Here is a 13,988-nt window from a genome sequence, read left to right on the forward strand (position 1 = left end):
TACTTCATCGCTGAAGTGGCGCGCATTCTACATCAGCACGGCGAGCTGTAAACCCCTGACATGCAAATAATTGCGTAAATCGGATCAATCCCCCCACCTCTATATATAGAGGCTCAGATCACCCCTGCCTCGCGCAACTCGGCAATCTGCGTTTCACTCATGCCCAGCAATCTCTGCAGCAGGGCTTCGGTGTGCTGGCCCAGCAGTGGCGGAGCCGAACGATAGGCCACTGGCGTCGCAGACAGGCGCAGCGGACTGGCGACCTGCGGCGTACTGCTGCCCAGGGCATTAGGCAGGTCGAGACGCAAACCTCGCGCCTGTACCTGAGGGTCGGCGAACACCTGCTGCAGATCATTGATCGGCCCACAGGGCACGCCGGCCTTTTCCAGCTGCTCGATCCACTGCGCGGTGGTTTTGAATACCGTGGCCTGGCGCAACAGCGGGATCAGCTCGGCACGATGGGCAACCCGGGCCCTGTTAGTGACAAAGCGCGGGTCATCGGCAAGGCTCGCAATACCCGCCACTTCGCAGAACTTACGGAACTGCCCATCGTTACCCACCGCAAGGATGAAGTTGCCATCGGCACTGGGGAAATCCTGGTAGGGCACGATATTGGGATGGGCATTGCCCAGGCGCTTGGGTGATACACCTGTCGCCAGGTAGTTCATGGCCTGATTGGCCAGGCAGGCGACCTGCACATCAAGCAAGGCCACATCTATATACTGACCCACACCGGATTGCTCACGCTGATTCAGCGCGGCCAGCACACCCACAGTCGCGTAGAGACCAGTGAGGATATCGGTCAGCGCCACGCCGACCTTCATCGGGCCGGCACCCTCCTCACCTTCCGGGCGCCCAGTCAGACTCATCAGCCCCCCGAGACCCTGGATCATGAAGTCATAGCCGGCACGCTTGGCATAGGGGCCGCTCTGACCGAAGCCGGTGATGGAGCAGTAGATCAGACGCGGGTTGATCGCCTTCAGCGACTCGTAATCCAGGCCATAGGCCGCCAGGCCACCAACCTTGAAGTTCTCCAGCAGCACATCGCACTGCGCGACCAACTCACGCACCAGGCGCTGGCCTTCGGGCTGGGTGAAATCCAGGGTCAGCGACTGCTTGTTGCGGTTGGCACTTTGAAAGTAGGCTGCCTCACGCGAGTCATTACCCTCGGCATCCTTTATATAAGGAGGCCCCCAGTGCCGGGTGTCGTCGCCCGAGCCCGGACGCTCGACTTTGATCACCTCAGCACCGAGGTCACCGAATATTTGTCCGGCCCAAGGGCCAGCTAGCACGCGAGATAGATCAAGCACGCGGATATGAGACAGTGCACCGGACATGAGCTTCTCCGTAGGGTGCGCCACGCGCACCATGGATCAGTGAGAGGCGCGAGCCTTCAAAAGAACGCCTGGATGCCGGTCTGCGCGCGACCGAGGATCAGCGCATGCACGTCATGGGTGCCCTCGTAGGTATTGACCACTTCAAGGTTGACCAGGTGACGGGCAATGCCGAACTCGTCGCTGATGCCGTTACCACCGAGCATGTCGCGCGCCATGCGGGCGATATCCAGCGCCTTGCCGCAGCTGTTGCGCTTCATGATCGAGGTGATTTCCACCGCTGCAGTGCCTTCGTCCTTCATTCGTCCGAGGCGCAGGCAGCCTTGTAGAGCCAAGGTGATTTCGGTCTGCATGTCGGCCAGCTTCTTCTGGATCAGCTGATTAGCCGCCAGCGGCCGGCCGAACTGGTGGCGATCGAGCACGTACTGGCGCGCGGTGTGCCAGCAGAACTCGGCGGCGCCCAGTGCGCCCCAGCTGATGCCGTAACGGGCGGAGTTCAGGCAGGTGAACGGGCCGCGCAGGCCGCGTACATCCGGGAAGGCGTTCTCTTCGGGGCAGAACACGTTGTCCATGACGATCTCGCCGGTGATCGACGCGCGCAGGCCCACCTTGCCGTGAATCGTCGGAGCGGAGAGGCCTTCCCAGCCCTTTTCCAGGACAAAGCCACGGATCTCGCCGGCATCGTCCTTGGCCCAGACCACGAAGACATCGGCAATCGGGCTGTTGGTGATCCACATCTTGCTACCGCTCAGGCGGTAGCCGCCGTCGACCTTCTTGGCGCGCGTGACCATGGAGCCGGGATCGGAGCCGTGGTTCGGCTCGGTCAGACCGAAGCAACCGATATACTCGCCACTTGCGAGCTTGGGCAGATACTTCTGCTTGGTCGCTTCATTACCGAACTCGTTGATCGGCACCATCACCAGCGAGGACTGTACGCTCATCATCGAGCGGTAGCCGGAGTCGATACGCTCCACTTCACGGGCGATCAGGCCATAGCACACGTAGTTCAGGCCACTGCCACCATAGGCCTCAGGAATGGTCGCACCCAACAAGCCGGTTTCGCCCATTTCGCGGAAGATCTTCGGATCGGTCTGCTCATGACGGAAGGCTTCCAGCACGCGGGGCGCCAGCTTGTCGTCAGCGAACTGCTGGGCGCTATCACGCACCATGCGCTCTTCTTCGGTCAGTTGCTGATCGAGTAACAGCGGGTCGATCCAGTTGAAGCTTGCCTTGGCCATTGCGAGAAACCTCGAAGCGGTGATGTGAGCGGTCGGTCCAGCCAACCCGAATGGTTTTGATCCTAGGCCGGCTTCGAGCAGAGGACAAACGCAGAATTTGCACAGACCTATGCATTTTTCTCACTCCGAGATAGTTTATTCATGTAGATCTGTCGCTTACGAGTGAGGCTTTTGCATACATGCGTCGCAAGATACCCAGCACCGCAGCCTTGGTCGCCTTCGAATCCGCCGCTCGCCACCAAAGCTTCACCAAGGCCGCCGACGAGCTGAACCTGACGCAGAGCGCGATCTGCCGGCAGATCGGCGGACTGGAGAGCTTTCTCAATGTCGAACTGTTTCGCCGCTCCCGGCGCGGCGTAGTTCTGACCGAAGCGGGCGTCGCCTACAGCCGCAAGGTGGCTGCGCAGCTCGATGCAGTGGAACGCGACACCCTGGCGCTGATGGGCAACCAGGGCACCACCAGCATCGAGCTGGCGGTGGTACCGACCTTTGGCACCCAGTGGCTGTTGCCACGCTTGCGTGCCTTTCAGCAACTGCACCCCGAGGTGACGGTGCACCTGACCAACCGCACACGCCCCTTCCTGTTCGCCGACACTCGCTTCGATGCCGCCATTTATTACGGCGACGCCGAATGGTCGGGCACCGAAGCCCATTTCCTGATGCATGAGCACCTGCTGCCGGTATGCAGCCCGGCGCTGCTGGGCGATGCCCCAGTCGACGCCGAACGCATCGCCAACTTGCCGCTGCTGCAGCAGACCACACGCCCCTATGCCTGGCGCCAGTGGTTCGCCGCCCAAGGCATGAATGTGGCCCGCGATATGACCGGCCCGCGACTTGAACTGTTTTCCATGCTGGCGCAGGCCGCTCAACATGAAATGGGCATCGCGCTGATCCCACCCTTCCTGATCCAGCGCGAACTGGAAGAGGGTAGCCTGGTGATCGCCCTCGACCGCACCGTGCCGAACAGTGACCGCGCCTATTACCTGATGGTGCCGGAACGCAAGTCCGAGTCTGCAGCGCTAAAAGCCTTTCGTGACTGGCTACTGGGCGAGGCGCACGCTTACCAGCAACGATGACCGACGCGCAGCCGTCGCCACCACCAACACCCAACAAACCCAAAAGAGCATATAGGGACTGGTAGCATGAAATTAGTCACGCTACATGACCGATTAGCGAAAAGTACGCCAAAGCCACTACTTTCGGGCTATAGCACTATTTCGAACACCCTGTGCATTACCTTCCACACCCGCTACTAGTCGACCAGTGGTCATTCTCGCCGCGAATGCCTGAGCAACGTTCTAGGCTACGTCTTACCTGCCTTTCCCCAGAATCCACGCGGGCTGTGCGCAGTATAAAAATCCCTCATAGACCCATTACTTGTAGTAATCCATTTTTTTTACTCCATAACTTCTTGTAAGGGTCTGCGTTCGATTGCACAATCGCCGCGCTCGCCACCTTCCGGCGGGTTATGTGCTGATCCCCAATCACCGGCGTGCCAGCGTAGTGCGCAGGTTCACTCAAAAGATCACGCAGGAGATTAGAAGTGCACATCGGTGTTCCTCTCGAAACCCATGCTGGGGAGACGCGGGTTGCCGCGACGCCCGAGACCGTCAAGAAACTGGTTGGCCAGGGCCATCAGGTGACCGTCCAGGCAGGTGCAGGCATCAGTGCCAGCATCCCGGACAGCGCCTTTGAAGCCGCTGGAGCCACCATTGGCAACGACTCGGCCGCGTTTGGCGCCGACCTGGTGCTGAAGGTGGTCGCACCAACCGACGCCGAGCTCGCTCATATGAGAGCCGGTGCAGTGTTGGTTGGCATGCTCAACCCGTTCTGCAACGAGACCATCGCACGCATGAACGCTCGCGGCGTCACCGCCTTCGCCCTGGAGGCCGCACCGCGCACCTCTCGTGCGCAGAGCCTGGACGTACTGAGTTCGCAGGCCAATATCGCCGGCTACAAGGCCGTGCTGCTGGCAGCCCATCACTATCCACGCTTCATGCCGATGCTGATGACTGCTGCCGGCACCGTTAAGGCCGCGCGTATTTTGATTCTCGGTGCCGGTGTTGCCGGTCTGCAGGCCATCGCCACGGCCAAGCGCCTGGGCGCGGTGATCGAGGCCTCCGATGTGCGTCCTGCAGTCAAAGAGCAGATCGAGTCGCTCGGCGCCAAGTTCGTCGACGTCCCCTTCGAGACCGACGAGGAACGTGAGTGCGCGCAAGGCGTGGGCGGTTATGCCCGGCCGATGCCGCAGTCCTGGATGGAGCGCCAGGCCAAGGCAGTGCATGAGAAGGCCAAGCAGGCCGATATCGTCATCACCACCGCCCTGATTCCGGGCCGCAAGGCGCCGACGCTGCTGCACGAAGCGACTGTGCAGCAGATGAAGCCGGGCTCCGTGGTCATCGACCTGGCCGCTGCGCAAGGCGGCAACTGCCCGCTGACCGAGACCGACAAGGTGGTGGTCAAGCACGGAGTGACACTGGTCGGCCACACCAACCTGGCGGCACTGGTGCCGGCGGATGCTTCCGCACTGTATGCACGCAACCTGCTGGACTTCCTCAAGCTCGTGATCGACAAGGAAGGCCAGTTCCAGCTCAACCTCGAAGACGACATCGTCGCGGCCTGCCTGATGTGCAATGCCGGCGAAGTCGTGCGCAAGAACGGCTAAGGAGTAGGGACATGGATCTGATTTCCGACGGCATCTACAACCTGATCATCTTCGTGCTGGCCATCTATATCGGCTACCACGTGGTGTGGAACGTCACCCCGGCCCTGCATACCCCGCTGATGGCCGTGACCAACGCCATCTCGGCGATCGTGATCGTCGGCGCCATGCTGGCTGCCGCGCTTACCGTCACTCCGCTGGGCAAGACCATGGGCACCCTGGCCGTGGCCCTGGCTGCGGTCAACGTGTTCGGCGGCTTCCTGGTCACCCGACGCATGCTGGAAATGTTCAAGAAAAAAGCACCGAAAGCCCAGGTGGAGAAACACTGACCATGAGCATGAACCTGATCACTGTTCTCTACCTCGTCGCCTCGGTGTGCTTCATCCAGGCGCTCAAGGGCCTGTCGCACCCGACCACGTCGCGACGCGGCAACCTGTTCGGCATGATCGGCATGGCCATCGCCGTACTGACCACCGTCGGCCTGATCTACAAGCTCGGCAGTGAGCTGGCCGTACAAGGCCTGGGCTTCGTCATCGTCGGCCTGCTGGTCGGCGGCAGCGTTGGCACCCTCATGGCCAAGCGCGTCGAGATGACCAAGATGCCGGAGCTGGTCGCCTTCATGCACAGCATGATCGGCCTGGCCGCCGTGTTCATCGCCATTGCCGCCGTGGTCGAGCCGCAGTCGCTGGGCATCGTCGCCGCGCTGGGCGACGCCATCCCGGCCGGCAACCGCCTGGAGCTGTTCCTCGGCGCCGCCATCGGTGCCATCACCTTCTCCGGTTCGGTGATCGCCTTTGGCAAGCTGTCCGGCAAGTACAAGTTCCGCCTATTCCAGGGCGCGCCTGTCGTTTTCAAGGGGCAACACCTGGTCAACCTGGTGATCGGTCTGGCGATTCTCGGCCTGGGCCTGTATTACACCTTCACCGGCGACATCACCGCCTTCGCTGTGCTGGTGGCCCTTGCCTTCGTCATTGGCGTGCTGATCATCATCCCCATCGGCGGCGCCGACATGCCGGTGGTGGTGTCGATGCTCAACAGCTACTCGGGCTGGGCGGCCGCCGGTATCGGCTTCTCGCTGAACAACTCGATGCTGATCGTCGCCGGTTCGCTGGTCGGCTCTTCTGGCGCCATCCTCTCGTACATCATGTGCAAGGCGATGAACCGCTCGTTCTTCAACGTCATCCTCGGCGGCTTCGGCGCCGATGCCGACGCCGGTGCCGCCGCAGGCAGCCAGGAACAGCGCAGCGTGAAGTCGGGATCAAGCGACGACGCCGCCTTCCTGCTGACCAACGCCGACACCGTGGTCATAGTGCCCGGTTACGGCCTGGCCGTGGCGCGTGCCCAGCATGCACTGATGGAACTGGCTGAGAAGCTGACCCACCGTGGCGTGACCGTGAAGTATGCGATCCATCCGGTCGCCGGGCGTATGCCTGGCCACATGAACGTACTGCTGGCCGAGGCCGAGGTGCCGTACGAACAGGTGTTCGAGATGGAGGACATCAACTCCGAGTTCGGTCAGACAGACGTGGTGCTGGTGCTGGGTGCCAACGACGTGGTCAACCCGGCGGCGAAGAATGATCCGAAGTCGCCGATCGCCGGCATGCCGATCCTCGAGGCTTACAAAGCCAAGACCGTGATCGTCAACAAGCGCTCGATGGCTAGCGGCTACGCCGGCCTGGATAACGAACTGTTCTACATGGACAAGACCATGATGGTCTTCGGCGATGCCAAGAAGGTCATCGAAGACATGGTCAAGGCCGTCGAATAAGCCCTGACCGGTCAGACAGGAAACCCGGCCATGTGCCGGGTTTCTCATTTCCGGCGCCAGGAAAAAGTTGATACTCAGATCAACAAGCACACCAGATCAATTGGAAACTGTACTGCTTGAAAGACCAGAATTAACGGGTTGCACCCAGTTGAAAATCTCGCAAATCAAGGTTGCACCCAGTCTTTTCACTTATGACCAATACAGTTTCATCGATTCCTGACCGAACAGTTACAAAGCAACCTATCTAATAGCACAACAATTTCATCCAGCTGTGACTACTGGGCCCCGACTGCGCTCGGGATAATTTGCCCATCGATAGCACACATACCCCGCCACAAGCGGAAGGATGACCACCATGGAACGTACCCTCAGTTCCGCCCCGCTTCAAACTCACAGCGTTGCCAGCGACAAATCGGCCTGGCTGCTCCGCGTTATCGCTACCCTCAGCCTGTGGCAGCGCCGCATCGTCAGCCGTCGTCAACTGGCTCGACTGGATGCCCGCCTGCTCGCTGACGCTGGCATTAGCGAAAATCAGCGTTACGCCGAACTGCAGAAGCCGTTCTGGCGCTGACCCCCTGCTTTGCTCCATCCCCAAGTTGGGATCTTCTGAGAGCTCCACCGTCTCTGCTGCGGTGGGGCTTTCGTTTTATCTGCAACAGTCATCGCCCGAGCGAGTAGTACAGTTGCCATAAAACCGCCACGGCCCCCGCACAATTCCAACCGGTTGTATCTGCTCGCCCACGAGCGCTTGCGAGAACATGAGCTTCCACCCTTGTCTCTCGACAGGAGAACGCCATGGACCGCACTCACGAACCGCTCTCGCAACTTGCACACGACAAGTCCCTGCACTGGCTCGGCCTCTACTCGACGCTGCGTCACTGGCAACGCAACAGCCGCACTCGTCGGCAGCTTGCCTTGCTCAATGAGCAACAACTGGCTGACGCCGGCATCAGCACAGCTCAGCGTGAGCAGGAACTGGCCAAGCCCTTCTGGCACTGAGCCAGCGATGGAGCTGGGAATGCCGTTGGGCTAAGCTGCGGATGCGGGTAGAACAGCGTCCCGCCCTACCGGAGTTACCCCATATGCACCTGAAGAAATCCCTGATTGCAGCGCTTCTTTCATTAGGGCTGGCTGGCACCGCCTGCGCCAGCAGCCTGGTCGCGACCACCGACACTCTGGGCGGCGCCCTGGCCGGCACCGTCGAGGTCACCTCGGACGCGACCAGCTCGTTGCGCGACATGAAACAGCTGCGCGCGGCCCGCGACGATGCCGCCAGCTTCGTCGCCAGCGACGGCGCGATTCGCAGCGTACGACTCGAAGCGGCCCTGGCGCACATTCGCCGTCATGACGCCGCGCTGGCGACAGCGGATGACCTGGCCCTGGCTCAGGCCATCCTCAGCCTGTGAAAACTTTGCACACGTCCGATAAGCTCGCTGCTGACCGACGCTGCATGGCCCCGTAAACTTCGCCTACTTGCCTGGTCGCGGGGAACCGCGCCGGCCTGTCCGCGTCAAATCGTCCGTTCTGCAGTTCTCGGAGCTCCTTATCATGCGTCGTTCATTCGTCATCGCCGTCGCCGCCTGCGCCCTGTTCAGCGGTATCGCTCAGGCGCAAACCGTGGTCGCCACCAGCAACATCGTGGTGCGCGCCCTGGATCGCAGCATCAACTTTACCTCCGACACCACCACCTCGATTCGCGACATGAAAGCCGTGGTACAGGCCCGCGACGACGCCGCCAGCTTCGTCGCCAGCGCCGGTGAGATTCGCGGCGCGCAACTGGAAGCTGCGCTGCAGACCATCCGCCAGCAGTTGCCGCAAGCGCAGGCTGCCAGCGATCTGCAACTGGCCGAAGCCATTCTCGCTCTGTGACCCACCTCGCCGCCTGGTGCTGCGGCGCGCTGCTGGCGCTGGCCGCAGGCTTCGCCCAGGCGCAGTTGCGTCTGACGCTGGACGACAGCGCTCTAGGCGCAGCCGAACGCCAGGCGAGCCAGGCCCTGCTGGACGAGGCGATGGCTGCCTTGCCGCCACGCTTCATCGAGCAACTGGACCGTGAAGTCAGGGTCAGCTGGCGTGCCGGACTGCCCTCGGAGGTCTACGGCCAGGTCGGTCGCTTCAGCGGCATCGAGCTCAACGCCGAGCTACTGCCGAAGCTGGTCGATGGCTCGGCGGCAGAAAATCGCACCGGGCGACCGCACGGCACCCAGCGCCAGGAACTGCTGGCCACCCTGCTGCATGAACTGACCCACCTTTACGACCGCGCCCGCCTCTGGCCTGCGGCCGAGCGCCGCCACATCAGCCAATGCCGACAACGCGTCAGCTCGATGGGCCTGGTCGGGTTGCCTGAAGATTGCCGCGGCCAGAGCGAGCGACGCTTCACCCTAAGTGACGATCCACGTCTACTCGACCTGGCCGGCTGGCAGCAACGCGTCGGACAGCGCGGTGCGCGCGATCTGGACAACGGTCAGGTTGCGCGTAGCCCGGATAGCTACGAACTGACCAATCCGCTGGAGTTCGTCGCGGTCAACCTCGAATACTTTCTGCTCGACCCCAGCTATGCCTGCCGCCGGCCTTCGCTGGCGCGCTACTTGCGCGAGCACTTCGACTGGACGCCGCCCAGCGAGAACTGCACCAACGACTACCCCTACCTCAATGCCGGGCGCGACTTCGCCCTGCAGCCACTGGGGCGCCTCGATCCTGAGCGCGTGTATGAAGTCGACTACCTGCTCGCTGAAGCCAACGATGCCTGGATGAGCCGCTGGGGCCACAGCATGCTGCGCCTGGTGGTCTGCGCACCGGGCCGGCCACGTGGCCCGGACTGCCGCCTGGATCTCGACCACCACCTGGTGCTGTCCTACCGTGCCTTCGTCGGCGACCTGCAACTGTCGAGCTGGGATGGCCTGACCGGCGTCTACCCCTCACGCCTGTTCGTGCTGCCGCTGGAGCAGGTGATTGATGAATACACCAAGGTCGAGCTGCGCAGCCTGGCCTCGGTACCGCTGCGCCTGTCGCGCGACGAGGTCGAGCAACTAGTGGTACGCGCCGCCGAACAGCACTGGAGCTATGACGGCGACTACTACTTCGTCTCCAACAACTGTGCGGTGGAAACCCTCAAGCTGCTACGCAGCGGTACCGGAAATCCGCGCCTGCATGCCCTCGACAGCATCCTGCCCAACGGCCTGCTGGAACTGATGGATGCACGCGGGCTGGCCGACACCACAGTGCTCGACGACCCGCGCGAGGCCCTGCGCCTGGGCTATCGCTTCGACTCCTTCCGCGAACGTTACCAGGCCATGTTCCGCGTCCTGCGCGAACGCCTGCCGATCACTCAGGACAACGTCGAAACCTGGTTGGAGCAACCTGCCGAAACGCGGCGCAACTGGTTCGCCAAGGCCGACCTGCGCGCCAGCGCCGCCCTGCTGTTGCTGGAGCAAGCCGCGCTGCGCAGGCAACTGCTGCTGGCTCAGGACGAACTCAAGCGCCGCTACCTCACCGGCCGCGCCGCTGGCGATCCGAGCCTGAACAAGGCCGGTGCCGCGCTGGAGCAAATTCTCGCCAACAGTGGCTTCCTCAGCCGCCCGGCCGAACTGCTCGAAGGTGGCTACGGCTTGCCGCAACAGCAGGAGTGGGAGCGCCTCGAAATCAGCAGCCGTGAGCGTCAGCAGCAACTGCGCCAGCTCAGCGACGAGCTCGACGGCGAAGTGCGCAACCTGCTACAACCCGAGCGCCTGGCTGAACTGGAAGCCAACGAGGCCAATCTGGTGACGCTGGGCGAACACCTGCGCGCCCTGCACAAGGCCAGTGGCGGGCTGGAGCTGCCGTAAGGCACATGCTGGCGCAGACCGGAATTGACCGTAGCGCGAGAATGAGCAGGCTCGTCGCTATAAAAGCCTGGCCTCGCTCTCCCTTTACGCCCGCCCTGGTTCTTAGCGCTTGCAGTGTGCTGGCGGCAGCACGTCCTGCGCTGCCTGATTGGTCATGATCTGCAGCTCATTGACGTTGCGCGCGGTGAACACCTTGCCCCCGGTCGCCGCCGCCAGGCAATTCCCGGCACCGGTGCCGAGAATATCGACCACGTTGATCTTCAAGTGCGGTTTGCTGCGCGCCAAGGCCTGGGCTATCGCACAGGGATTCTGGTTGCAACTCTCCTCGCCATCGGACACCACCAGCATCACCGACTCGCGGTTGACCCCATCGAGCATCTGTCCGGCCTTGGCGATGCCATCGGCCAGAGGCGTGCCTTGTACCGGTGTCACGGTGCGCAGGCGTGACAGCAGATCTGCTCGTTGGTCAGGACCGAAATAGCCGACGCTGCGGGCGCCCGGACAGCTCTCCACCAGCACCAGTCCGGCGTTGGCATCACTGGGCAACTGTTGCACCACGCCAATAGTCGCCTCGCGCGCCGTGGTGATGCGCTTGGGTTCACGGAATACATGGCCCATCGTGTTCGGGGCATTGGTTCCAAGCAGCAGCTGCGTGGCGATATTGGCAACCCCTTGCACCATCGTTGCCTGTTCGATTTCCTTGGGTGTGGCCAGCATGCTGATATCCATCGAACCGGAAGCATCAAAGACAATGACCATCTCCGGCGCCAACTCCTTCGGACGCTCATCGGGGCAAAGGTTCTTGGCATTAGTGATCAACTGCTCCTTGCAGTTCTTCGCCAAGTTCTGCTCGACCTGCTCGCGCAGGGCGGCGTTGTCCTTGAGCAACGGCTCTTCGCGCTGCATCTTCTGCAAGGCCGAACAGTCTCGGGCGATGCCATCGATACGTTTTTTCAGCAGCTCGGCAGGGTCCGGCTTGGGCTCGGGTTTTGGTTCAGGCTTGGGCTCGGGAATCGGCGGTGGCAGCGGAATTTCCGGCTCGGGTTCGGGCTCCTCGACCAGCGGATCCTCTTCCACTGGCTCCTGCTCGGATGGAACCTCCTCAGGCACGGCCGGCTCTTCGGCCACCGGAGACTCGACCGGCACAGGCGGGGTTTCCGGCTCACGACAGAACAGCCACCACCAGAGCGCCGCCAGTAGGGCCAGCAACAGCAGGGCAAGCAGCAGCCACAACCACCAGCGCCGCTTGCGTGGCACCTCGCTGACCAAGGCTGCTGCACCTGGCGGTAACGCACCAGCTTGCGCGGTAACAGGCGTGATCGGTGGCGCTGGGGGTTGGCCACCGCCCCAGAAGGTCACCAGCGGCTGGCCATTGAGCGAATACAGGGTCGAGGTGTCGGGATAACGGGCCGCTTCACGCAACAGAGCCGCCTGGCGTACACCATCGCCACCCTGCGCATCGAGCTGGCTGGCCAGTTGTTCGATAGAAGCCAGTCGCTCGTCGAGCAGGTGGCGCACCTGCGCCGCCTCCTTCTCATCCAACTGGCTGAACGGTACCGGCTGGCCGCCAAGATCCGAATACCATTCGACGATATCACCCTCGGCCTGCTTCGGCTTGGCGTACAGGGTCGCCGTGCTCGGCGGCAGGTGCCGGCGCAGGATCTGCGTGAGTTCGCCATGACCGGCCAGGGCATCTGCCGCGCTACGGGTTTGGGAGGACAGGCGGGAGATTCGCTTCATGGCGGTCAGCTTCCTGCTTAGGTAGTCAGGGAAAAGCCTGCTGGCGGAACGACCGGCATGCAGGTGTAACGGCAATGATCAACGCAGGCCAAGATCGCTTTCCAGGCTGGAAACCTTGCTACGCAGCTTCTGCAGCTCAACCTGTTTCTGCAGCACGGCCGGATTCTCCTGCTGGTTGATATTTTTCAGGTCGTTCTCCAGCGCAGCAATTTCTGCCTCGATGCGCCGGTTGCCCTTGGCCTTATTCTTGAGTTCACCAAGCAGGGCGTTCAGCGACTTGTTCAAGGAGGCGTACTGCGCCTGCTGGGTCGCCAGATCCTTGCCGACCGACGCTTTCTCCTGCTCGATAGCGGCATAGACATCACGGAACAACTGGTTGGTTTTCTGCTCGTCGAGCAGGATCTTTTCCTTCTCCTCGACACGCTGGGCGTAGACGCCCTGGGTCTTGCAACCGAATTTGGTGGCGAACCCGGCATCGGCATTACGTGGGTCGCATTCCTGCGAACTGACGGCACAACCGGCGAGCATGGCGACGCCAGCCAGTAGGACAAAAGAACGAAGTGGATGCATGGACGTATTCCTTGGAGCCTGATTAGGCTGTCGCTACAGAGTGTGCCGCGCACACCGAAAAGATCGGTAAAGGTGCGCATAGCGCACCCTACCTGTCATGTTGACCGAGAGTTTCCCGGAGTCTGTTCAGGTCGCGAACAGACTCTTAACCGAGCCGGATCGAAGAACGCTGCTGGTACAGCTGGTCGATTTCCGACTCCAGTTGCGCGATCTGCTTCTGCATCTTGCCGATCTCCGCATCCAAGGTATCGGTACGGGCACCATTGTTGCGCTCGGCGGCGGCAACCTTGGTCCACTCCTGCTGCTTGGAGCGTACGTCGGCCAGGGATTTCTTCAGGTAGGCGGTGTTGGCATCGATCTCGGCGAGCTGCTTCTGCGCCTGGGCGCTCTGCACCTTGTTGGCGGCGATGTCTTGCTTGATCTGCTCGATCTTGCGCTTGTCATCGGCGATCACGCTACGCGCGGTATCGCTGAGCATCTGCAGCTCCTGGTTGTCCTTGCGCACGTCGGCGATGGTCGCATCCAGACGGTCTTCCGCGTTGGCATACTGGCTGCGCTGGTTATCCAGATAGTAGTTGGCGCCCATGCCCACGCCACAGCCAGCCAGACCGGCAGCGACCATGCACTGAGCCTTCTTGCTCGGGTTACCCAGCTGGCAGGCGAGCATGCCGACCACCGCGCCACCGGCACAGGCTTGCCAACCCGACTTGCTGAAGAACTGCGCCGAACTGCTGTTGGCCAGCCGTGGGTCGACCGGCGCCTGATTGGCAGCCGGCGTCGTGCCGGTGGTCTGACAGCCAGTCAATACGAGAGCGAGACCCAGAACGACCCATTTCATCCGCTGATCCAACAACG

Annotated in this window: 14 protein-coding genes; 9 read left to right on the forward strand and 5 right to left on the reverse strand. The window is 62.0% G+C overall.

The window, feature by feature from the left end; genetic code table 11:
• Nucleotides 1-113: 113 nt before the first annotated feature.
• Both N5J71_RS16275 and N5J71_RS16280 read right to left on the reverse strand, forming a co-directional pair.
• On the reverse strand, nt 114-1,337 hold the full coding sequence (locus N5J71_RS16275) for a CaiB/BaiF CoA transferase family protein (RefSeq protein WP_279917231.1): 1,224 nt from the start codon (nt 1,335-1,337) through the stop codon (nt 114-116).
• A 56-nt stretch (nt 1,338-1,393) separates the two neighbouring features.
• Nucleotides 1,394-2,572 (reverse strand): acyl-CoA dehydrogenase, encoded by a 1,179-nt coding sequence (locus N5J71_RS16280; RefSeq protein WP_003464657.1) that lies wholly within the window; start codon nt 2,570-2,572, stop codon nt 1,394-1,396.
• Between the two features lie 179 nt (nt 2,573-2,751).
• Between N5J71_RS16280 and N5J71_RS16285 the strand changes: the two genes are divergently transcribed.
• The 9 genes from N5J71_RS16285 (at nt 2,752) to N5J71_RS16325 (ending at nt 10,823) form a co-directional block, all read left to right on the forward strand.
• Nucleotides 2,752-3,648, forward strand: coding sequence for a LysR family transcriptional regulator (locus N5J71_RS16285; protein WP_003464658.1), 897 nt, complete (start codon nt 2,752-2,754; stop codon nt 3,646-3,648).
• A 467-nt stretch (nt 3,649-4,115) separates the two neighbouring features.
• Nucleotides 4,116-5,237, forward strand: coding sequence for a Re/Si-specific NAD(P)(+) transhydrogenase subunit alpha (locus N5J71_RS16290; protein ID WP_279917232.1), 1,122 nt, complete (start codon nt 4,116-4,118; stop codon nt 5,235-5,237).
• Nucleotides 5,238-5,248: 11 nt separating this feature from the next.
• A complete protein-coding gene (locus tag N5J71_RS16295) occupies nt 5,249-5,563 on the forward strand; it encodes an NAD(P) transhydrogenase subunit alpha part 2 (protein WP_084341631.1) in 315 nt (104 codons plus the stop codon).
• Nucleotides 5,564-5,565: 2 nt separating this feature from the next.
• Nucleotides 5,566-7,002, forward strand: coding sequence for an NAD(P)(+) transhydrogenase (Re/Si-specific) subunit beta (locus N5J71_RS16300; protein WP_003464661.1), 1,437 nt, complete (start codon nt 5,566-5,568; stop codon nt 7,000-7,002).
• A gap of 355 nt (nt 7,003-7,357) precedes the next feature.
• The gene (locus tag N5J71_RS16305; protein ID WP_003464662.1) at nt 7,358-7,573 is read left to right on the forward strand and encodes a DUF1127 domain-containing protein; all 216 of its coding nucleotides are present in this window, start codon (nt 7,358-7,360) and stop codon (nt 7,571-7,573) included.
• Nucleotides 7,574-7,797: 224 nt separating this feature from the next.
• Nucleotides 7,798-8,001 (forward strand): DUF1127 domain-containing protein, encoded by a 204-nt coding sequence (locus tag N5J71_RS16310; RefSeq protein ID WP_143509522.1) that lies wholly within the window; start codon nt 7,798-7,800, stop codon nt 7,999-8,001.
• An 83-nt stretch (nt 8,002-8,084) separates the two neighbouring features.
• Nucleotides 8,085-8,408 carry a DUF2388 domain-containing protein gene (locus tag N5J71_RS16315; RefSeq protein ID WP_003464664.1) on the forward strand — a complete coding sequence of 108 codons (324 nt, stop codon included), beginning with the start codon at nt 8,085-8,087 and terminating at the stop codon, nt 8,406-8,408.
• Nucleotides 8,409-8,550: 142 nt separating this feature from the next.
• Entirely contained in the window at nt 8,551-8,871 is a 321-nt protein-coding gene (locus tag N5J71_RS16320) for a DUF2388 domain-containing protein (RefSeq protein WP_143509523.1), read from the forward strand.
• A complete protein-coding gene (locus tag N5J71_RS16325; RefSeq protein ID WP_279917233.1) occupies nt 8,868-10,823 on the forward strand; it encodes a DUF7844 domain-containing protein in 1,956 nt (651 codons plus the stop codon). Before N5J71_RS16320 ends, N5J71_RS16325 begins: the two co-directional genes overlap by 4 nt.
• A gap of 102 nt (nt 10,824-10,925) precedes the next feature.
• Here N5J71_RS16325 and N5J71_RS16330 read toward each other — a convergent pair whose 3' ends face one another.
• The 3 genes from N5J71_RS16330 to N5J71_RS16340 all read right to left on the reverse strand — a co-directional run bounded on the left by N5J71_RS16330 (nt 10,926) and on the right by N5J71_RS16340 (nt 13,971).
• On the reverse strand, nt 10,926-12,563 hold the full coding sequence (locus tag N5J71_RS16330) for a VWA domain-containing protein (protein WP_279917234.1): 1,638 nt from the start codon (nt 12,561-12,563) through the stop codon (nt 10,926-10,928).
• 78 nt (nt 12,564-12,641) lie between these two features.
• Nucleotides 12,642-13,133 carry a hypothetical protein gene (locus N5J71_RS16335; RefSeq protein WP_004425286.1) on the reverse strand — a complete coding sequence of 164 codons (492 nt, stop codon included), beginning with the start codon at nt 13,131-13,133 and terminating at the stop codon, nt 12,642-12,644.
• A 145-nt stretch (nt 13,134-13,278) separates the two neighbouring features.
• On the reverse strand, nt 13,279-13,971 hold the full coding sequence (locus N5J71_RS16340; RefSeq protein WP_017676115.1) for an OmpA family protein: 693 nt from the start codon (nt 13,969-13,971) through the stop codon (nt 13,279-13,281).
• Nucleotides 13,972-13,988: the final 17 nt, after the last annotated feature.

The organism is Ectopseudomonas oleovorans, from assembly GCF_029845265.1.
Lineage (GTDB): Bacteria > Pseudomonadota > Gammaproteobacteria > Pseudomonadales > Pseudomonadaceae > Aquipseudomonas > Aquipseudomonas oleovorans.

Bases quoted from the DNA above. Each gene is read 5' to 3' on its own strand.
- N5J71_RS16275 (WP_279917231.1), bottom strand. From the start codon at position 1,337: ATGTCCGGTGCACTGTCTCATATCCGCGTGCTTGATCTATCTCGCGTG.
- N5J71_RS16280 (WP_003464657.1), bottom strand. From the start codon at position 2,572: ATGGCCAAGGCAAGCTTCAACTGGATCGACCCGCTGTTACTCGATCAG.
- N5J71_RS16285 (WP_003464658.1), top strand. From the start codon at position 2,752: ATGCGTCGCAAGATACCCAGCACCGCAGCCTTGGTCGCCTTCGAATCC.
- N5J71_RS16295 (WP_084341631.1), top strand. From the start codon at position 5,249: ATGGATCTGATTTCCGACGGCATCTACAACCTGATCATCTTCGTGCTG.
- N5J71_RS16300 (WP_003464661.1), top strand. From the start codon at position 5,566: ATGAGCATGAACCTGATCACTGTTCTCTACCTCGTCGCCTCGGTGTGC.
- N5J71_RS16305 (WP_003464662.1), top strand. From the start codon at position 7,358: ATGGAACGTACCCTCAGTTCCGCCCCGCTTCAAACTCACAGCGTTGCC.
- N5J71_RS16310 (WP_143509522.1), top strand. From the start codon at position 7,798: ATGGACCGCACTCACGAACCGCTCTCGCAACTTGCACACGACAAGTCC.
- N5J71_RS16315 (WP_003464664.1), top strand. From the start codon at position 8,085: ATGCACCTGAAGAAATCCCTGATTGCAGCGCTTCTTTCATTAGGGCTG.
- N5J71_RS16320 (WP_143509523.1), top strand. From the start codon at position 8,551: ATGCGTCGTTCATTCGTCATCGCCGTCGCCGCCTGCGCCCTGTTCAGC.
- N5J71_RS16330 (WP_279917234.1), bottom strand. From the start codon at position 12,563: ATGAAGCGAATCTCCCGCCTGTCCTCCCAAACCCGTAGCGCGGCAGAT.
- N5J71_RS16335 (WP_004425286.1), bottom strand. From the start codon at position 13,133: ATGCATCCACTTCGTTCTTTTGTCCTACTGGCTGGCGTCGCCATGCTC.
- N5J71_RS16340 (WP_017676115.1), bottom strand. From the start codon at position 13,971: ATGAAATGGGTCGTTCTGGGTCTCGCTCTCGTATTGACTGGCTGTCAG.